Source organism: Collinsella sp. TF05-9AC (assembly GCF_003438495.1).
Lineage (GTDB): Bacteria > Actinomycetota > Coriobacteriia > Coriobacteriales > Coriobacteriaceae > Collinsella.
In genome coordinates, this window is record NZ_QSSH01000001.1 from 43,816 (window position 1) to 63,230 (window position 19,415).

15 protein-coding genes are annotated in these 19,415 nt (G+C 58.5%); 14 read left to right on the forward strand and 1 reads right to left on the reverse strand.

What is annotated here, in order from left to right; all coding sequences use genetic code 11:
• Nucleotide 1: 1 nt before the first annotated feature.
• The 14 genes from DXC52_RS00170 (at nt 2) to DXC52_RS00235 (ending at nt 17,485) form a co-directional block, all read left to right on the forward strand.
• Complete coding sequence (locus DXC52_RS00170; protein ID WP_117563669.1) at nt 2-457, forward strand: hypothetical protein; 456 nt, start codon at nt 2-4, stop codon at nt 455-457.
• 153 nt (nt 458-610) lie between these two features.
• On the forward strand, nt 611-2,074 hold the full coding sequence (locus tag DXC52_RS00175) for an amino acid permease (protein ID WP_117563668.1): 1,464 nt from the start codon (nt 611-613) through the stop codon (nt 2,072-2,074).
• 421 nt (nt 2,075-2,495) lie between these two features.
• Nucleotides 2,496-2,744 carry an HPr family phosphocarrier protein gene (locus DXC52_RS00180; protein WP_022094361.1) on the forward strand — a complete coding sequence of 83 codons (249 nt, stop codon included), beginning with the start codon at nt 2,496-2,498 and terminating at the stop codon, nt 2,742-2,744.
• A 188-nt stretch (nt 2,745-2,932) separates the two neighbouring features.
• Nucleotides 2,933-3,175, forward strand: coding sequence for a FeoA family protein (locus DXC52_RS00185; protein ID WP_040358815.1), 243 nt, complete (start codon nt 2,933-2,935; stop codon nt 3,173-3,175).
• 39 nt (nt 3,176-3,214) lie between these two features.
• Nucleotides 3,215-3,436: a FeoA family protein gene (locus tag DXC52_RS00190; RefSeq protein ID WP_006234774.1), complete on the forward strand. Its 222-nt coding sequence runs from the start codon at nt 3,215-3,217 to the stop codon at nt 3,434-3,436.
• 123 nt (nt 3,437-3,559) lie between these two features.
• Nucleotides 3,560-5,887 carry a ferrous iron transporter B gene (locus DXC52_RS00195; protein ID WP_117745671.1) on the forward strand — a complete coding sequence of 776 codons (2,328 nt, stop codon included), beginning with the start codon at nt 3,560-3,562 and terminating at the stop codon, nt 5,885-5,887.
• 175 nt (nt 5,888-6,062) lie between these two features.
• Nucleotides 6,063-6,263 (forward strand): hypothetical protein, encoded by a 201-nt coding sequence (locus DXC52_RS00200; RefSeq protein WP_117745672.1) that lies wholly within the window; start codon nt 6,063-6,065, stop codon nt 6,261-6,263.
• A gap of 143 nt (nt 6,264-6,406) precedes the next feature.
• Entirely contained in the window at nt 6,407-7,486 is a 1,080-nt protein-coding gene (locus DXC52_RS00205; protein ID WP_117745673.1) for a substrate-binding domain-containing protein, read from the forward strand.
• A gap of 284 nt (nt 7,487-7,770) precedes the next feature.
• The gene (gene uxaC, locus DXC52_RS00210; RefSeq protein WP_117745674.1) at nt 7,771-9,198 is read left to right on the forward strand and encodes a glucuronate isomerase; all 1,428 of its coding nucleotides are present in this window, start codon (nt 7,771-7,773) and stop codon (nt 9,196-9,198) included.
• 50 nt (nt 9,199-9,248) lie between these two features.
• A complete protein-coding gene (locus DXC52_RS00215; protein WP_117745675.1) occupies nt 9,249-10,754 on the forward strand; it encodes an MFS transporter in 1,506 nt (501 codons plus the stop codon).
• A 78-nt stretch (nt 10,755-10,832) separates the two neighbouring features.
• Nucleotides 10,833-12,347 (forward strand): tagaturonate reductase, encoded by a 1,515-nt coding sequence (locus DXC52_RS00220; protein WP_117745676.1) that lies wholly within the window; start codon nt 10,833-10,835, stop codon nt 12,345-12,347.
• 78 nt (nt 12,348-12,425) lie between these two features.
• On the forward strand, nt 12,426-13,910 hold the full coding sequence (locus tag DXC52_RS00225) for a UxaA family hydrolase (RefSeq protein WP_117745677.1): 1,485 nt from the start codon (nt 12,426-12,428) through the stop codon (nt 13,908-13,910).
• Between the two features lie 207 nt (nt 13,911-14,117).
• Nucleotides 14,118-15,335, forward strand: coding sequence for an FAD-dependent oxidoreductase (locus DXC52_RS00230; protein ID WP_117745678.1), 1,218 nt, complete (start codon nt 14,118-14,120; stop codon nt 15,333-15,335).
• A 200-nt stretch (nt 15,336-15,535) separates the two neighbouring features.
• On the forward strand, nt 15,536-17,485 hold the full coding sequence (locus DXC52_RS00235) for an NAD(P)/FAD-dependent oxidoreductase (RefSeq protein ID WP_117745679.1): 1,950 nt from the start codon (nt 15,536-15,538) through the stop codon (nt 17,483-17,485).
• A gap of 353 nt (nt 17,486-17,838) precedes the next feature.
• Here DXC52_RS00235 and DXC52_RS00240 read toward each other — a convergent pair whose 3' ends face one another.
• Complete coding sequence (locus DXC52_RS00240; protein WP_117745680.1) at nt 17,839-18,930, reverse strand: ATP-binding protein; 1,092 nt, start codon at nt 18,928-18,930, stop codon at nt 17,839-17,841.
• Nucleotides 18,931-19,415: the final 485 nt, after the last annotated feature.

The window sequence follows — 19,415 nt, forward strand, 5'->3', positions numbered from 1 at the left end:
CATGCATATCTTTAACTCGCGTGCCGATTTCGACGCCCAGATGAAGTCCGTCAAGAAGTGGATGCGTACCGGTCAGGCACTCGACGGCGTTTCTGAACTGCAGCACGATGTGGCGTACTCTATCGGCGACTCGCTGGTGTATTGGTGGGTGAACGCCCACGAGGCGGCTACTGCCGATCTGGTCGGTCACCGTCGCTACCATGCCGTGCTCGCCCCGCTCGACGGCAATCTGACCGTTGAGGTGGCTTCCAAGGCCGATCTTACCTGTACGCGCGCCTACAGCGATATCGATGATCGCGAGCGCTTTGAGGGTACGGGGGAGACCGTGACGATTCCCACCGGCGGCGTTGCCGTCGTCGAAATTGACGAGGCCTACCGTGTCGTGGCCGATGCCGCGGATCCCCGCGTCGTGGTACTGCACGTGACAGTCGAAGGTTATTCCTTCCCCAACAAGTAGTATTCGTCCGCCTGGACGTTTGCTTCGCGCCGTTAAGGGGGATGGCTTTGTTGACTCCCTTTTCCCCATTCCCCTTAGCAGGTGCGCCGTCCGTGTTTGCACTTGCAGCTCGGACGGTTTTAGATGACATTTAACAGATGATTGGGAGGGCTTATGAGCTCTGAAAAACGAGGAACGATTGGTTCGTTCGCTCTGCTGGGCATGACGGTCGCCGCCGTGTTCGGTATCAAGAACATCATCAACAACAACGCGGCCATCGGCTTGGCAGCTGCGCCGTCGTTCTTCTTCGCCACGCTTTTGTACTTTGTCCCCTATACCCTGGTTACCGCCGAGTTCGTCGGCCTCAACAAGGACTCCGAGTCTGGCGTGTACGCATGGGTTAAGACCTCGATGGGTGGTCGCTGGGCGTTCCTGACGGCATTTAGCTACTGGTTCGTTAACCTGTTCTTCTTTGCGTCCGTCCTGCCCAACGTCATCATCTACGCGAGCTACGTGTTCTTTGGTGCCAACGCCGAGCTTTCGCAGCTATGGATCACCATTATCGAGATCGTCGTCTTTGCTATCGCCACGTGGGTTTCGACCAAGGGCGCTAAGTGGATCGGCTCCATTTCCTCCTTCGGTTCGACCGCGGCTCTCGGCCTGACCGCCGTGTTCATCCTGCTGTCCCTGGCTGCTGCCTTTGGCGGCGTTGAGTTCGCTACGGCTCCTACTCCCGCTAACATGGCTCCCGACATGAGCAACTTCGCAACTGCGTGGGGCTTCTTCGGTACGCTTGCCTGGATCATCCAGGGCGTTGGCGGCGCTGAGTCTGTCGGCGTGTTCCTTAACGACCTTAAGGGTGGCGTCAAGGCCTTCGTGCGCACCGTCGTTATCGCCGGCCTGACCATCGGCCTTCTGTATGCAGGCGCTTCGCTGCTGGTTAACCTGTTCATCCCCGAGGGCGGCGTTGCCATCTCCACCGGTATCTTCGACGTATTCGGCGCTGTCTTTGCCCACTTTGGCATTCCCATGGAAGTGTCTACGCGCGCCATCGGCTTGATCCTTCTCGCCGCCACGCTGGGCTCCCTCATGATGTGGACCTCTGCTCCCATCAAGGTCTTCTTCACCGAGATCCCCAAGGGCGTCTTTGGTAGCAAAATCGTCGAGCTCAACGAGCACGGCATTCCTGCCCGCGCTGCCTGGCTGCAGTTCGCCATCGTCGTCCCCATCCTGATCATTCCGGCCCTGGGCTCCGGTAACCTCGACGACCTGCTCATGATCGTCACCAACATGACTGCTGCCACCGCTCTGCTCCCACCGCTGCTGATTTTGCTTGCCTACTTTATGCTGCGCAAGAACTTTGACGCCGCTCCCCGTGGCTTCCGCATGGGTTCGCGCAGCTTTGGCCTGGTCGTTGCCGCATTCCTGCTTGTGGTCTTCTGCTTCGTGCTTATCTGCGGCACCATTCCGCTCGATCAGCCGCTGTGGCTGACGCTGGTCTACAACGTTGGCGGCGTGGTTGTCTTCTTGGGCCTTGCCGTGATGTGGTACAACCGCTACATCAACCGTCTGCGCGAGACCGATCCCGAGGCCGCCGAGAACGAGCTTCGCCCTTCCGTCCTCGATATGATGGAGTAGCGGCTAGGATTAATCTACGGCTGTGGAATAAATCGATTCCCTTTCCTAAGGAGGGGCCTTACGAGGCCCCTCCTTTTGTGTTTTGGGGCATGGTTTTGGCCCCCGTGGTCAAAAAATGCCAAATATGAGTACTGTTGCAAAAGAAGTGCCATATTTTTCGGCCTGCTCTGAGCGAAAATGGGCTCAAAATCGATTTATCTAACTCCCTTTAAAGGGCGTTTGACGGCTTTCAACCTCTTCGAATCGCTCAAGCTAGGCAATTTGCTCTCGATTTTGCTGCTACTAAATTTGTGACAGTACTCATATTTGCCACTTTTTGACCACGGGGTATCCGGAGGGGCCCTCGATAAGCATCTAACGCTACAATAACTACCACGTGGCTGGGTTTGCCGGCCGAATGTGTGATGTCGTGGGAGGGGACATGGTCGAGTTTACAAAGACGATTAAAGATCCGTTGGGACTACACGCCCGCCCGGTTGCGCTGCTCTATGACATCATTGCCAAGCACCGTAGCGACGTGTCGGTCAGCATCGGCGACCGCCATACCGACGGTCGCGATGTCATGGGCCTCATGGCTCTCTACGGCGAGTGCGGCGAGGACATCATCTTTCGCGTTTCGGGCGTAGACGAGGCTTCCTGCGTTACGTCGATCAGAAACCTCTCGCTCTAAGCATGACAAGGCGCGGCAAAGGACAGCTCTTTGCCGCGCCTTTTTGTTTCGTATAGGAAACTTTTTCGAAATCTGAATGGGGACCCTTTCCAAAAAGTTAACCACGTGTTAGTTTACTAAAGCAAACATAGGCGTGGTTAACTTTTACCGCGTCGATGTTGAGGACGAACTGACGTTAGGAGCCACTCATGTCTTGCGGACCGCAGATGCCGGCAATGCCGCTTTCGATGGTAAAAGCGGGCGAAACCGTGCGCGTGTCTCGTGTAAAGGGCAATGAGGATATGAAGCACCACCTCAAGGACCTCGGCTTTGTCGAGGGCAGCGAAATTCACGTGGTGAGCTCGAGTGGCGCCAATATCATCGTCACGGTGCTGGGCGCACGCTTTGGTATCGATTCCAAGGTTGCCATGCACATCATGACCGTCGGTTAGTCCGCAGCATTTCATAAAAACCGAAAGGGGGACAAGAGGATGAAGACGTTGGGTGACGTTAAGGTGGGCGAGAGCTCCACCATCGTCAAGCTTCACGGTGAGGGTGCGCTTCGCCGCCACCTTATGGACTTGGGGCTCATCAAGGGCACTTCGTTCAAGGTCGTGAAGGTCGCGCCGCTCGGTGATCCGGTCGAGATCAACGTGCGCGGCTACGAGCTTTCCATCCGCAAGGAGGAGGCGGCCGTCGTCGAGGTCCAGTAAGGGCTTGCGACGTATATTTCTGCAGATAAAGTTAGGTTTTTCTAACTTAATGCAGCATCTTTGAAGCACATTATCCAGCCTGCGCGGAGAAAGCAGCGCAGGCACACAAGGAAGAAGGATTGAATGGCGGATTCTCAGATCCATGTCGCGCTGGCGGGTAACCCCAACTGCGGCAAGACCACGCTTTTCAACCTGATCACCGGCGCCAACGGCTACGTTGGCAACTGGCCCGGCGTCACGGTTGAGAAAAAGGAGGCCAAGCTCCTAAGCGACAAGAACGTTACCATCACGGACCTCCCTGGCATCTACTCGCTTTCCCCCTACAGCCCCGAGGAGCAATGCTCGCGCGATTACCTCATGAGCGGCGAGCCCGATGTTGTCGTCCAAGTTGTCGATGCCACCAACCTCGAGCGCAACCTGTACCTGGCGCTTCAGGTCATCGAGACCGGCCTGCCCGTGGTCGTTGCCCTCAACATGGCCGACTTGGTCGAGAAGAACGGCGACAAGATCGACACCGACAAGCTTTCCAAGAAGCTCGGCTGCCCGGTTATGATGATCTCCGCTCTTAAGAACAAGGGCATCACGGAGCTCTTCGAGCAGGTTAAGAAGTCCGCTGCTTCCAAGGGCCAGGTGCCGGAGCACAAGTTCGACTCCTCCATCGAGGACGTTCTGGACCACATCGAGAACAACCTGCCGGCAAGCGTCCCCGCCAACAAGCGCCGCTACTATGCCGTCAAGCTGTTCGAGCGCGATGCGGACGCCTGCAAGCTCATCAACCTCACCAAGGAGAAGGCCGCTCGCGTCGAAGAGCTGGTCGCTCAGTGCGAGCAGGACTGCGACGATGACGCCGAGTCCATCATCACCGGCGAGCGCTACGGCGTCATTGCCCACATCATCGACGAGTGCCTCACCAAGGCTCCTGCCAAGATGAGCACCTCCGAGAAGATCGACCGTGTGGTTACCAACCGTATCCTGGGCCTGCCGATCTTTGTGGTCATCATGTTCTGCGTGTACTACATCGCCGTTTCCACCTTGGGTGGCACGGTGACGGACTTCACCAACGACCAGCTCTTCGGCACCGACGGCTGGTACGTGCTCGGTCAGGGCCGCGACGCCTATGACGCGGCTGTCGAGGCTGCGGGCGACAATGCCGACTCGGTCGATCCGGCGCAGTACGGCCCCTATGTCCCGGGTATTACCACTATGGTGCACGATGCCCTCGTGGCGGGCGGCACCGAGGACGGTGGCCTGGTCGACTCGCTCGTCTGTGACGGTATCGTCGGCGGCCTGGGTGCCATCTTTGGCTTTGTGCCGCAGATGTTCCTGCTGTTCGTCATGCTGTCCTTCCTGGAGGACTGCGGCTATATGGCCCGCGTCGCCTTCATCATGGACCGCGTGTTCCGCCGCTTTGGCCTGTCCGGTAAGTCCTTCATCCCCATGCTCGTGTCCTCGGGCTGCGGCGTCCCTGGCGTCATGGCCACCAAGACCATCGAGAACGAGAAGGACCGCCGCATGACGGTCATGACCACCACGTTCATCCCCTGTGGCGCTAAGCTGCCGATCATCGCCCTGCTCATGGGCTCCATCATCGGCGATTCTTCCACTACCGCCGCGTGGATCAGCCCGCTCTTCTACTTCCTGGGTGTCTTTGCCGTCATCGGCTCGGGTCTGATGCTCAAGAAGACCAAGCTCTTCGCCGGTCGCCCGACGCCGTTCGTTATGGAGCTTCCCGCTTACCACTTCCCGGCGATTCGCTCTTGGGCGCTGCACGTGTGGGAGCGCTGCTGGGCCTTTATCAAGAAGGCCGGCACGGTCATCTTCGCGTCCACCGTCGTCGTTTGGTTCCTCTCCAACTTTGGTAGCTACAACGGTTCCTTTGGCTTCCTGCCTGCGATGGACGGCATCCCCGAGGAGTTCATGGACTACTCCGTGCTTGCCATGCTCGGCAACCTGATCGCCTGGATCTTCGCCCCGCTCGGCTTTAGCACCTGGCAGGCAACAGCACTGTCCGTCTCGGGTCTTGTCGCCAAGGAGAACGTCGTCGCCACCGCCGGCTCGCTGCTGTCCGTTGCCGATGCCGCCGAGACCGATCCGAGCCTATGGACCGCGTTCGCCGGCATGTTCCCGACCATGGGCGCTTGCGTTGCCTTTGGCGCTTTCAACCTGCTGTGCGCTCCGTGCTTTGCCGCTATGGGTACCATCCGCAACCAGATGGACTCCGGCAAGTGGACCGCGATTGCCCTCGGCTACGAGTGCGCCTTTGCTTGGGTGATCGGCCTGTTCATCAACCAGTTCTACAACCTGCTTGTTCTGGGCCAGTTTGGCATCTGGACGGTTGTGGCTATCGTGCTGCTGGTTGCGATGCTCTTCCAGATCTTCCGCCCCATGCCCAAGTATGCTTGGACGGACGAGGACGAGACCAATACTGCTTCCGCCGCAGTTTCCGCTTAAGTCCGAATAAGGATTAGCCCCTTTTCACGAGCCCGGGTGTCCCAGCGACACTCGGGCTTTTTGGTGGGGGAGATGTGACGTTTCCGCAGATAAAACCGAGCAAAATAAACCTGTTCCTTTTTGCTAGGTGGAGAATGGGGTAAAGTAAGTGATGGCTAACTAGAGGAGGCTTGCTATGGCACCTATCGATATTGTTGTACTGGCTGTTGTCGGTATTGCGTTTATCGCCGTGTGCGTGCGCATCTACCGTAAGGGCACCTGCGCCGACTGCGCTCAGGGTGGCGTTTGCACGGGGCATTGCTCCAACAAAAAGACGTGCGCCGCACTTAAGGGCGTGGACAAAATCGCCGAAGACTTGGGCCGCGGTATCAAATAAGGCCTGACATCCAAACACCCCGCGAGCATCCGCTCGCGGGGCACTTTGCGCATTTGGGCGCGAGCGCGGCGAGTTGAAGAGTATTTTTGGGGTATCGTTACCTGTACTGTTAATTGGCAACTTATCTATAACGGAGTAATCCCATGAGCGCTCGTGTAACCATGAAGGACATAGCCGCCGAGCTTGGCGTTTCCATCAATACTGTGCACAAGGCCCTGACGGGAAAGGCCGGCGTGAGCGAATCCGTGCGCGCCAAGGTGAACGCCAAGGCCGAGGCCATGGGCTATCACCGCAACACAAGTGCCTCAAGCCTGCGCCGCAAGGACATCAATCTGGTGTTTTGCCTGCCCCGCGCATCGCGCGAGGGAGCGTACTTTTTCCGTTACCTGTGGGAAGGCTGCAATCGCTTTGAACAGGAGGTCATCGACCAGGGCATTACGGTTGAGCGTGTTGAATTTGGCGTGGGCGGCTACGCCGATGCGCTCGAGCAGATTGATGAGCGCCTGCAGGTAGGCGAGAAGATTGATGGCCTGCTTGCCTATGTTCCGGGCAATGACCGCGCGACCGAGCTCCTGAGACAGATTGCCGAGGCAGGCGTGACAATCGAGCTCGTCGACGGCGACCGCCCGCACCTCGATCGCTTGGGTGCGAGCTTGGCCGACTATTCGACGGCAGGCAGCCTTATGGCTGAGCAGGCGGCAAATCTGGCCCACGCTTCTGGGGCTGACGCCCGCGTGCTCCTGTTGGCGGGCGACCCCTATACCGATTCACACTATCTGACCGCTCGCGCCTTCCACAATTACCTTCGCGAGCACAATGTTCCCTGGCAGGTCGAGGATCTGACCGGTGCTCATGCCCAGGTCAAGCAGCTCGAGCACGAGCTCAACCAGCGTCTAAGGTCATCGGAAGCCCCCGAGTTGATCTGCAGCGTGTTCGCCGTGGGCTCTGAGCTGATTGCCGATGCGCTTGTCTCGGCTAACAAGGCCGGCGAAGTAATGGTGATTGGCAACGACCTGTTCCCAGAAAGTGCGCTGGCTTTGCGTCGGGGCATCTTTACCAACATCGTCTACAAGGACCCGGTGAGTTTGGCATACCGTGGCGCCAAGACCTTAGGCGATTACCTGCTGTGGGGAAAGACACCGGCGGAGCCTGTGCAAAAGGGGGCTGTTGAGATGGTGTTTGCCAGCAACGTCGATCGTTACTGCGAGCTCGCCGGAATCTAATGTGTTTAGGGAGTTCCCTACTTGCCGCGTATTTTTTGGCAGGGGATCGAAAAATTGTTTCGAAGGTCGCTGATGGCGAATCTGCCGTCAGCGACCTTTCTTTGTGCCGCTTCAACGCAGGATCCATGGCTCGGCAACCGTTAAGCGGTCAAAACCTACCGTTTACCCCGTGGTAGTTAGGTGAACGTTCACCTTTTGAGTCGTAATGGATTAGTATGGTGAACGTTCACCTAGAGGATGACGAGCGTATTGTGCGCCCGCTCCGCAAACAAAGGGGTTGTTTGATGAAAAACTTCATGGACGATCAGGATTTCCTGCTGAGCACCAAGACCGGCGAGGAGCTGTTCCACAACTTTGCCAAGTGCATGCCCATCGTCGATTACCACTGCCACATTTCTCCCAAGGAGATCTGGGAGGACAAGCGTTTCGAGAACATCACCGAGGTTTGGCTGGGCGGCGACCACTACAAGTGGCGCCTGATGCGCGCCAACGGCGTCGACGAGCGTTTTATCACTGGCGACGCCCCTGCTCGCGAGAAGTTCCAAAAGTGGGCCGAGACCCTGGGTCGCTGCGTTGGCAACCCCGTCTTTGAGTGGAGCCACCTGGAGCTTAAGCGCTACTTTGGCTACGAGGACGTCCTCAATGGCAAGACTGCCCAGGAGGTCTGGGACCTTGCCAACGCCAAGCTCGCCGAGGCCAGCTTTACCTGCCGCAACCTGATCAAGCAGTCCAACGTCCGCATGATCTGCACTACCGACGACCCCGCCGACAGCTTTGAGTGGCACAAGAAGATTGCCGCCGATGACAGTTTTGACGTTCAGGTCGTTCCCGCCATGCGCCCCGACGCCGCTCTGCGCATCGAGCGCGGCCAGGAGTTCGCCGACTACTGCAAGCACCTTTCCGAGGTTGCCGGCATTGAGGTCAGCGACTTTGAGGGCATGAAGTCCGCCATCTCCAAGCGCTACGATGTTGCCCACGAGCTGGGCTGCCGCGCCTCCGACCACGCACTCGATTACGTTATGTATGTCCCGGCTACCGCCGATGAGATTGAGGCCATCTTTGCCAAGGGCCTGGCTGCCGAGCCGCTCACCGAGGAAGAGGTCCTCAAGTACAAGACCGCCTTTATGCAGTTTGTCGCCGGCGAGTATGTCCGCCTGGGCTGGGCCATGCAGCTGCACTTTGGCTGCAAGCGCGACAACAACCGCGCCATGTTTGCCAAGCTCGGCCCCGATACCGGTTATGACTGCATCTCCAACTACACGCCGTCCGACCAGCTCGCCGATTTCCTCAACTCCATCCAGGAGACCTGCGGCTTGCCCAAGACCATCCTGTACAGCTTGAATCCCATCGACAACACCATGATCGATACCGTGATGGGCTGTTTCCAGGAGGCTCCGACTGCCGGTAAGATCCAGAACGGTTCCGCCTGGTGGTTCAACGACAACGAGGTCGGTATGCGCGAGCAGCTCACGGCTCTGGCCAACGAGGGCGTCCTGGGCAACTTTGTCGGCATGCTCACCGACTCCCGCTCCTTCCTGTCCTATCCGCGCCACGAGTATTTCCGTCGCGTGCTGTGCAGCGTGATCGGCGAGTGGGTTGAGCAGGGCAAGTATCCGGCCGACATGGAGCTGCTGGGCACCATCGTGCGCGATATCAGCTACAACAATTCCGTTCGCTACTTTGGCTTCGATCTGGGCACCGTCGAGGCATAGATCTGTATGTGCTCCGATTGGTGAAATCGGTTGCAAAGGGGAGGGACCATATGGGAACAGGGCAACAGAAAAACGAGCAGATCGTGTCTGCTCAGGCGGATTCGAGATCTATGCAGAGCTCGCAGGATATCAAGCTGAGCTGGCGTGAGAAAATCTGCTATGGCTTTGGCGATTTGGGCAATGGATTCATGTTCGATCTTGGTCAAGCCTATCTGACCAAGTTCTACACTGACATCTGTCTGATTTCGCCGGGCGTAGTGAGCCTGATTTTCGCCGTCACCAAGATTTTCGATGCGTTCATGGACCAGATTGCCGGTGCATTCGTCGACGGTAGAAAGAAGATTGGCAAGCACGGTCGGTTTCGTCCGGTCATGATGGTTTCGGCCGTGATCCTTGCCGTTCTAACCGTGGTGACCTTCACTGCGCCCGATATTCCCATGGCGGGCAAAATTGCCTATGCGCTGATAACCTACATGATCTGGGGCGTCGTATACAGCTTCACCAACGTACCATACGGATCTCTGGCCACGGTAATGACGCGTGACGTCGATGACCGCGCGCACATGGCGTCAACGCGCCAGGCCGGTTCGCTCTGCGCACAGCTCATCACGGGCGTAGCGTTCATCCCATTGGTCCTGTTCTTTGCGGGTGGCGACACGCTCGACGGCAATCCGCACGGCTATACGATTGCAGCTGTCGTCATGGGACTGTGTGGCATCGCCGGATTCGCCATCTGCTTTTTGGGAACGCGCGAGCATATCCGTATCGATCGACAGGCCGAGGAGAAGGCTGCGGGAAAGGCCGGCAAGAAGTCGAGCGCATTCAGCACGTATTTCAAGGTCGTTTTCACCAACAAGAACCTGGGAGCAGTTATCCTGCTTACGCTGTTTACCATCTCGGCCATGAATACCAACAACACCATGATGGTGTATTTCTGCCAGTACAACCTGGGTAACATCGCGTTGCAGCCCATTGTCAACGGCATCATGATCGGAACGTCGGTTGTCGCCATTCTCGCCATCCCGACGCTCGTCAAGCATTTTGGCAAGAAGCGCACGTGCGTTGCCTGCTTTATCGTCGGTGCCGTGGCAAACGGCCTCAACTTCATCCTGCCGACCAATACCGTGACGTTCATCATCTTCGTCACCATCGGCTACGTCGCGCTTGCCATCCCCAACGGTATCACCTGGAACTTGGTTTCCGATGTTATTGATTACGGTGAATGGCACACGGGAATCCGCAAGGAGGGTACGACCTACGCCGCGTTCAACTTTTCTCGTAAGCTTGCGCAATCCCTTGCCGCGATCATTTCCGGCGGCATCCTTGCCCTTACCGGATATGTGGCAAATAAGCCCCAGACGGCTGCCACGCTGCTTGGCATCAAGGGTGCTCTGACGATTTATCCCGCCTGCGCCCTTCTGGTAGCAGCCTTGATTATCTTCGCTCTCTACGACATTACCGAGAAGAAGTTCAATTCCATTTCCAACGACCTGTCGAATGGTCGCTGGGAGCGCGGCAAGATCGGCGAGAGCATTATCGAGACGATCGATAAATAGTTCCGCTGTCTAAACAATCATGAATGCAACCCGGTGCGGCGATGCCGTACCGGGACTTGAGTTGAGAGGAAAACCTCTATGAATAACATCAGCTACGAGACGCTCGAGAAGATCGGCTACGAGGGCTACGTGCTGCCCAAGGACGCCCCCGAGAAGGTCCTACAGTTTGGCGAGGGCAATTTCCTGCGCGCCTTCGTCGATCGTTTCTTCGATATGGGCAACGAAGCCACCGGTTGGAACGGCAAGGTCGTCATGGTGCAGCCCATCAGCGGCGCCTTCGATTTCGCCGATGGTATCAATGCCCAGGATGGCCTGTACACCGTACTGGTGCGCGGCAAGGAGAACGGTGACACGGTTGACGATTCCCGCGTGATCAGCGCCTGCAGCCGTTGCCTCAATCCGTATCGCGAGGCTGACTACCGTGCCATGATGGAGGTCGCCGTTTCCGACGACCTGGAGATTATCGTCTCCAACACCACCGAGGCCGGTATCGCCTACGATCCGTCCTGCAAGGCCGACGACATGCCCCCCGCGAGCTTTCCTGCCAAGCTTGCCCAGGTGCTCCATGCCCGCTGGGCTGCCGGCAAGCAGGGCGTCATCGTGCTCGCCTGCGAGCTCATCGACCATAACGGCGAGGAGCTGCTGCGCATCATGAACCAGTACGTGAGCGACTGGGGCTGGGAGGACGAGTTTTCGCAGTGGATGGCCAACGACCGCACCGTCTGCACCACGCTCGTCGACACCATCGTTCCGGGTCGCATCCGCGATCCCAAGGAGGCCGCTGCCGTGGCCGAGCGCTTGGGCTATGAAGATCCGTTCTTGGCCGTGCGTGAGCCCTTCCAGATGTGGGGCATCCAGGGTGACGAATCGCTCAAGGAGCGTCTGCCCTTCGTGAAGGCCGGTCTGCCGGGTGTCTTTGTGACCCTCGACGTCACCCCGTACAAGAAGCGCAAGGTCCGCATCCTCAACGGCGCCCACACCGCCTTTGTCCCGGGTTCCTGGGTTGCCGGCTTTGATATCGTGCGCGATTGCATGCACGACGAGACCGTCCGCGGCTTCATGAACACTATGCTCTACGACGAGGTCATTCCGACGCTTGCCGCCGACCTGGATGTCGAGGACTGCAAGGCCTTTGCCGCCGCCGTCGAGAACCGCTTCGACAACCCGTTTATCGACCACGCGCTGCTCTCCATCTGCCTCAACTCCACGGCTAAGTGGCGTGCCCGCGACCTGCCTACGCTCAAGGACTACGTTGCCGAGACCGGCAACCTGCCCAAGTGCCTGGCGACGAGCCTGGCCACGCTCATCTCCTTCTACACGCAGGAGCTCGTGTCCCGCGAGGGTGACGGCCTGCACCTGCGTCGCTCTGACGGCACCGAGTACACCGCTCAGGACGACGCCTTCGTGCTCGACTTCTACGCTGCCCGCGCCGGCGCCGACGACGCCGAGCTGGTGCACGATGTGCTCTCCAACGAGCAAATGTGGGGCGAGGATCTTACGCAGATCGCCGGCCTGGAGGAGTTTGTCGTCAACGCTCTCGCCGTCGTGCGCTCCGAGGGCGCCAAGCAGGCGTTCGCGAACGCTCAGGCCTAAATCCTTCTGTACGCCCGCCGGGTAACTGGCGGGCGTCACTCGACTTCTGCTCAACCTGTAGGGTTAGGACTCTTTGTAATGAACACTATCCAGATCAATCCGGCCGACAACGTCATCGTTGCGCTGTCGCCGCTCGCCAAGGGTGCTGCCGTCGAGGTTCCCGGCGTGGGCGAGGTCGTTGCCGCGGAGGATATCCCGCAGGGTCACAAGATGGCCGTGCGCGCCATTGCAGCCGGTGAGGATGTTATCAAGTACGGTCTTCCCATCGGCCACGTGACGAAGGACATTCAGCCCGGCCAGTGGCTGCACACGCACAACGTGAAGACCAACCTCTCGGGTGAGATCGAGTACGTCTACAATCCGACACATCCGGTCGTTGAGCCGGTCGAGGCCGAGACCTTTATGGGCTTCCGCCGTGCCGACGGTCGTGCCGCCACGCGCAATGAGCTTTGGATCATTCCCACCGTCGGTTGCGTCAACGAAGTCGCTCGTGCCATGTGCGAGCAGGCTCAGGACCTGGTCGAGGGCTCGTTGGAGGGCGTCTATTACTTCCCGCATCCGTTCGGTTGCTCACAGACCGGCGCCGACCATGCCCAGACCCGTCGTCTGCTGGTGGCGCTGTCGCGTCACGCAAACGCCGCGGGCGTGCTGTTCTTGTCGCTCGGTTGCGAGAACTGCACGCATCAGCAGGTGCTCGACGAGCTCGGTGACTTCGATCACGAGCGCGTTCGTTTTCTCACCTGCCAGGATGTAGCCGACGAGCAGATCGAGGGCCACAAGATTCTGTCCGAGCTGGCTGACCTGGCCAAGCAGGCCAAGCGTGAGCCCATTCCGGCCTCAGAGCTGGTTATTGGTCTTAAGTGCGGCGGCTCTGACGGTCTTTCGGGCATTACCGCCAACCCCACGATCGGTCGCGTGAGCGATATGGTCGTCGCCCGTGGCGGCACGTCGGTGCTCACCGAAGTGCCCGAGATGTTTGGCGCGGAGAGCATCCTGCTCGATCGCTGCGAGAACGAGCAGGTCTTTAACGCTGCCTCTGACATGCTTAACGGTTTTAAGGATTACTTTATTAGCCATGGTGAGGTGGTCTACGAGAACCCGAGTCCCGGTAACAAGGATGGTGGCATCACCACGCTCGAGGACAAGAGTTGCGGCTGCGTGCAAAAGGGCGGCTCCGCACCCATCGTCGACGTGCTGCCGTATGCCGGTCAGGTCACCAAGCATGGCCTGAACATGCTGTGCGGCCCGGGCAACGACATGGTATCCACCACGGCGTTGACGGCTGCTGGCTGTCACGTGATTCTGTTCTCGACTGGACGCGGCACGCCGTTTGGTGCACCGGCGCCCACCCTCAAGGTGTTCACCAATCAGCGTCTGTGCGACCACAAGGCCAACTGGATGGACTTTAACGCCGGCGTGATTGCCACAGGCGAACGCACACTCGACGAGGCTGCCCGCGACCTGTATCAGCTGGTACTGGATACAGCGAGCGGTAAGCTAACGAGTGCCGAGCGCCGCGGCTGCCACGAGATCAGTATCTGGAAAGACGGCGTCTGCCTGTAGAGAGATTCGCCATTCGTAGGGGTGGCGAATCTTTTGATCTCGATGACGGGGCTGCACAGTGGCTCCGTGCGAGGGAAGGGTTGCTACTGCGCGTTTGTGAGATGCTTTTCGGTGCCCTTTTCCGCACTGTTGACGTATCTATGGTTATAAATTCGGGCAAATTGGTTTAAGAAGCCGATTTCGTCCAGGTCGATAGAGGGGAATTGCGTGGCTATCCACATCGTTGAGGAAGCAAATCGCTGTCTGGGCTGCAAAAAGGCGTTCTGTCAAATAAAGGGCTGTCCGGTGCAGACGCCCATTCCGCAGGTTATCGACCTCTTTAAGCAGCGCCGTCTGCAAGAGGCGGGCGAGCTACTGTTCCAGAACAATCCCATGAGCGCGGTCTGCCCCATGGTGTGCAATCATTCGGGCCAGTGCGAGGGCGCTTGCATTCAGGGCCGCAAGGGCGCGCCCGTGCATTTTTCGAGCATCGAGAACTATATCTCCACGGCGTATTTGGATCGCAAAGAGTGGAGACCCGCGCCGTCGCGCGGCAAGCAGGTCGCCGTGGTCGGCTCCGGCCCAGCCGGCATTACCGTGGCCATTAAGATGGCCCAGCTGGGCTGTGCCGTCACGGTATTTGAACAGCGCCCCGAGATCGGCGGTGTGCTGGAATACGGTATCCCCGAGTTCCGCCTGCCCCGTGCGCTCGTGCAAAAGTACCGTCATGTGATGTGCTCACTTGGCGTGCGCGTGCGCCCCTCGACCACCATCGGTGGCGCGCTGCATATCGACGACCTGCTGCGCGACGGCTACGATGCGGTCTTTGTTGGTACCGGTACCTGGCGTGCCCGCAAACTGGGCATTCCCGGCGAGTCGCGCGGCAACGTGCTGTTTGGTATCGATTACCTGGTCGATCCCACGAGCGTGGCGATCGGGCAGAACGTGGCGGTCATCGGTGCCGGTAATGTGGCCATGGATGTGGCCCGCACGGCGCTGCGTTCGGGTGCTCGCAAGGTCACTGTGTATGCACGCTCGCGCCATATCTCGGCCATCGACGACGAGGTCGAGCTGACCGAGCTTGACGGTGCCGAGATTGTGTGCGGCAAGGCGATCTGCGCCATCGACGATAACGGACCGGTGTTCGAGACGGCTATCTTTGACGAGGACAACAACGTGGTGGGCTACGAGGAGGAGCTCGACCATGCGTCTGCCGACACAGTTGTGATTGCAGCTTCGCAGGTGCCCAAGGACAAGCTTGTGCTTACGACGGGCGGTCTGGAGACCGACCATCGCGGCCTTCTTTCGGTCGATGAATGCGGTATGACCACCGTGCCTGGCGTCTTTGCCGCCGGCGACGTGGTTAACGGCCCGCTCACCGTGGTTCATGCTGTGGCAGGCGCCAAGCTCGCCGTCGAAGGCATGACCAGCTACCTGGGCCTCTAACCCATCCCACCCATCAGTTGTGGTGAAATACGGACTGTTTTGGCTGTCAAAAGCCTCGATTGCTCCGTATTCCACCGCAACTTTTTTGTGAGGATCGGGATTGAAAGTGGGGAGTGCGAGCGAGTACGAATGCGGCGGATACTGATACGATAGGTACGTCAGCAACTGCCGCCGAGCGGCTCAAATGAAAGGAACCCTGTATGGAGTCCTCCGCCTATCCGATGCTCTTTAGCCCAATCAAGGTCGGTACAACCGAGGTCAAGAACCGCGTCTTTATGCCGCCGGTATCTACCAACCTGGCCGATCATGGCTATGTGACCGATGACTTGGTCGATCATTACCGTGCCCGCGCCAAGGGCGGCGTGGGCCTCATCGTCACCGAGGTCGTGACGGTCGAGCCCACCTATACCTATCTGCCGGGTGACATGTGCTGCTACGACGACACGTTTATCCCCGGCTGGGAAAAGCTCGCCGCGGCCGTCCACGAGTACGGCTGCAAGATTATGCCGCAGCTCTTCCACCCCGCCTACATGGCCTTTAACATTCCGGGCACGCCTCGCCTGATCGCTCCGTCCTTTGTGGGCCCGTCTTACGCCCGCGAGGCACCGCGCCCCATCACGGTCGACGAGATTCACGAGCTCACGCATCAGTTTGGCGACGCTGCCGTGCGTATGCAGAAGGCCGGTGTCGATGGCGTCGAGGTCCATGCGGCGCACGCCCACGGCATGCTCGGCGGTTTCTTGACCCCGCTCTATAACAAGCGTACCGATGAGTACGGCGGCTCGCTCGACGCCCGCATGCGCTTTTTGCTCGAGGTCATCGCCGAGATTCGCGAGCGCTGCGGCAAGGACTTTATCATCGACGTCCGCATCTCGGGCGATGAGTACACCGATGGCGGTCTGACCCTCAACGACATGATCTACGTCTCGCGTCGCCTGGAGAAGGCCGGCGTCGACATGATTCATGTGTCGGGCGGCACCACCATCAAGCGCGGTTCCGCGATTCCTGCCGCCGGCACGCAGCAGGCCTCGCACGCTGCCTGCTCGCGCGAGATCAAAAAGCACGTCAACATTCCTGTCGCCACCGTCGGCCGCATCAACGAGGCCTGGATCGCCGAGGAGCTGATCGAGGACGGCGCTGCTGACATCTGCATGATGGGCCGCGCCAATCTGTGCGATGCCGAGTTCTGCAACAAGGCCGCTGCCGGCAACGCCGATGACATCCGCCCCTGCATTGGCTGTCTACGCTGCCTGAACGGCATTATGTTTGGCAAGCGCATCTCCTGCACCGTCAATCCGGACGTGGAGCGCGACGAGGCCGGCTACGAGCCTGCCGCTACGCCCAAGAACGTGCTGGTCGTGGGCGCTGGTCCCGCAGGTATGGAGGCGGCCTACATTGCTGCCAAGCGCGGGCACCACGTGGTGCTTGTGGACAAGCAGGACGAACCGGGCGGCGAGATGCGCATCGCGGCTGTTCCGCCGGCAAAGCAGGAGCTTACGCGCGTGATCAAGTATCAGTATCGCCGCCTGGCCGAAGCGGGCGTAACGTGCGTCTTTGGTACCGAGCTATCTGCTGAGGATATTCAGCGCGACTATGCCGGCTACGAGGTCGTTTTGGCCTACGGTGCCGAGCCTATCGCTCCGGCCTTTATGCAGGGCTTTAAGCAGGTCATGACGGCTGACGACCTGCTGGGCGGCAACGCCTTCCCGGGCAAGAAGATCGTCATCGTCGGCGGCGGTACCGTCGGCTGCGAGACTGCCGACTATCTGGCTCCGCTGGTCAACGACCTGTCGCCGGCCAATCGCGATGTCACCGTCATCGAGATGACCAAGACGCTCGCTGCCAACGAGGGCGGCGCCGGCCGCGCGGTGCTCATCACGCGCATGCTTTCCAAGGGCGTTCACGTGCTGACCGAGGCCAAGGTAACCGAGATTACCGAGGACACCATCAGCTACGAAAAAGATGGCGAGATCCACACTATCGCCGATGCCGATACGCTGGTGCTTGCCATGGGCTATCGTCCCAACACCAAGCTGGCCGACGACCTGGCCGCTGCCGGTGTTGCCACCCACGTGCTGGGCGACGCCCAGAAGTGCGGCAACATCCGCGATGCCATCGGCGATGGCTACAAGGTTGCCTGCGAGCTCTAGTCAACCCCTTGTTGCGTGGGGGCAGGTTACTTTGCACCAACTTGGCGCATGTAAACCTGGCCCCATTGACGAGGTTTCCGCCATCCCAGGGCGGCTACATGGAGTAGCGCCCGTGCGCATCGATTCCCTCTCATAGATGTGCGGCACAAAGAACCCCGAGCTCACACGAGCTCGGGGCCTTTTTCGTCTGGATTGGGGACGCATAGCCGGACGAAAGCGTGTTGCGTTTGGCGTAAAACCATACGAAAGTGCAATTTGCGTCTTATTTCCGAACGTAAAACAGACGAAAACCGTTTACGTCTGCTTTAAATCCGTACGAAAACGGTTTTCGTCTTGCAGGGCAGTTGCCGTTTCTACAGTTCAACTTCCAGTTCGGCTTTGTGTTCGCAGAGGTAGTCGCGCATGTAGGGGATGGCAAATGAGACCTTGCCGTACGAAGGAGCCTCGATAATCGATTCTCTTAACAGGCGGCTGCGGACGGAGCTCACCTGTTGAGGCGTTTTGTTTAGGGCATCGGCAACCATGCTGGTCGAGCTCGTCTGCCCCAAAGACGCCATGCTCAGCAGATAAGCGATGCACGTGGGCGGAATGCGCTGCAGCGCGGGCTCAATCACCATGGCGCAGAAGCGTTCGCGTGCCGTTGCAATGCCACGCTCGGCTTCTTCTTCTCCAATAATCGCTGTATGTGCGCGTCTTGCCAACTGCCATGCGTAGTATCCAACGAGTTGGATCATGAAAGGATAGCCTTGCGTTGCCTCGGCAAGTTGGCCGGCAATACCTGGCTGCAACTCCATGCCAGACGCTTCAATGGTTTCCTCGAGGGAGTACGACACTTCGGTTACTGCCACAGCCTTCAGATCAAAGGGGAGGGCACGGCGCAAAAACGTAAGTGTCTTTCCGTTGATGATGCTTTCAATCATCGAAGGCAGCCCAGCAAAAACAAAGGCGATATCAAGGTCTTCGCCGATAACCTGCTGAATCGCAATGGAGAGCGTTCGGACCTCATCGAGCTCTGCGTCTTGAACCTCGTCGAGAGTGATGAGCAGGCCATTTCCATTCTTGGATATTGTCTGTCTCATGGCGTCGCGTAGCGATGGGCCGATTCGCTCAATGTCTATGCTGCCGATGGATATGCCAGCTACGGTGGGCTCAAATCTGGCGTGCTTGGCCTGGAATTTGGGCTGCAGCTGTTCGAGAATGCGCTGGCAAAGTCCCTCGGTTGCGACCTCTTTTATGACCGTCCAGCCACGGCTTTGCGCCAAACGTGAGCACTCGTCAAGGAGGACCGTCTTGCCCGTTCCACGGACGCCGGCTATGCGCATTAGGCGCCCAGGGGCACCAGGCCCGTTGATGAGGCCTTCACTGAATTCTTCAAGTACATCTTCGCGGCCGATAATCGTGGGAGGTGTTTTACCTGCTGTGGGCTTAAAAGGGTTTGTTTGCATGTGAGCCACCTTTGCTCAAGATATAGCAAGATATAGCAAAGTATAGCAAGATATAGCAAAGTATAGCAAGATATAGCAAAGTATAGTGAGATATAGCAAAGTAAGCGTTACTCGCGGGTTTTGCGGTGGTGCTATTTTCCAAATGCCGCGCGGATAAAGCGCTGGGCGAACAGCTTGTTGGCAACTCACGAGGGCTCGGGGTGCCAATTTGGGGTGCAGTAGTGCTGCGCCACGAAAAGGGCCTATCTACTACGTTTAAGCCGCAGGGGTCAACCATAGTCGGCTTTTTCGAAAATCGACAAGCTGTCTACCTGCGGTTTTGTTTTCACGGTTTTCGGTATGGCCGAGGCTATCCGTGTTAACGTAGTAGATGGGCCACTTTTGTGGCAAGGGGGCCGATCTGCGGGCCAGGGTAGCTAAAAGAGCCCCGTCCCAAAAAGACTGATTGGGAGCTGGGGCGTGTCGATGCGATAGTATTACGTGGT

What these genes read in the sequence shown, in the direction of transcription:
- DXC52_RS00215 (WP_117745675.1), top strand. Translation starts at nt 9,249, where the DNA reads ATGGGAACAGGGCAACAGAAAAACGAGCAGATCGTGTCTGCTCAGGCG.
- DXC52_RS00190 (WP_006234774.1), top strand. Translation starts at nt 3,215, where the DNA reads ATGAAGACGTTGGGTGACGTTAAGGTGGGCGAGAGCTCCACCATCGTC.
- DXC52_RS00240 (WP_117745680.1), bottom strand. Translation starts at nt 18,930, where the DNA reads ATGCAAACAAACCCTTTTAAGCCCACAGCAGGTAAAACACCTCCCACG.
- DXC52_RS00200 (WP_117745672.1), top strand. Translation starts at nt 6,063, where the DNA reads ATGGCACCTATCGATATTGTTGTACTGGCTGTTGTCGGTATTGCGTTT.
- DXC52_RS00185 (WP_040358815.1), top strand. Translation starts at nt 2,933, where the DNA reads ATGTCTTGCGGACCGCAGATGCCGGCAATGCCGCTTTCGATGGTAAAA.
- uxaC (WP_117745674.1), top strand. Translation starts at nt 7,771, where the DNA reads ATGAAAAACTTCATGGACGATCAGGATTTCCTGCTGAGCACCAAGACC.
- DXC52_RS00175 (WP_117563668.1), top strand. Translation starts at nt 611, where the DNA reads ATGAGCTCTGAAAAACGAGGAACGATTGGTTCGTTCGCTCTGCTGGGC.
- DXC52_RS00170 (WP_117563669.1), top strand. Translation starts at nt 2, where the DNA reads ATGCATATCTTTAACTCGCGTGCCGATTTCGACGCCCAGATGAAGTCC.
- DXC52_RS00220 (WP_117745676.1), top strand. Translation starts at nt 10,833, where the DNA reads ATGAATAACATCAGCTACGAGACGCTCGAGAAGATCGGCTACGAGGGC.
- DXC52_RS00195 (WP_117745671.1), top strand. Translation starts at nt 3,560, where the DNA reads ATGGCGGATTCTCAGATCCATGTCGCGCTGGCGGGTAACCCCAACTGC.
- DXC52_RS00225 (WP_117745677.1), top strand. Translation starts at nt 12,426, where the DNA reads ATGAACACTATCCAGATCAATCCGGCCGACAACGTCATCGTTGCGCTG.
- DXC52_RS00180 (WP_022094361.1), top strand. Translation starts at nt 2,496, where the DNA reads ATGGTCGAGTTTACAAAGACGATTAAAGATCCGTTGGGACTACACGCC.
- DXC52_RS00205 (WP_117745673.1), top strand. Translation starts at nt 6,407, where the DNA reads ATGAGCGCTCGTGTAACCATGAAGGACATAGCCGCCGAGCTTGGCGTT.
- DXC52_RS00235 (WP_117745679.1), top strand. Translation starts at nt 15,536, where the DNA reads ATGGAGTCCTCCGCCTATCCGATGCTCTTTAGCCCAATCAAGGTCGGT.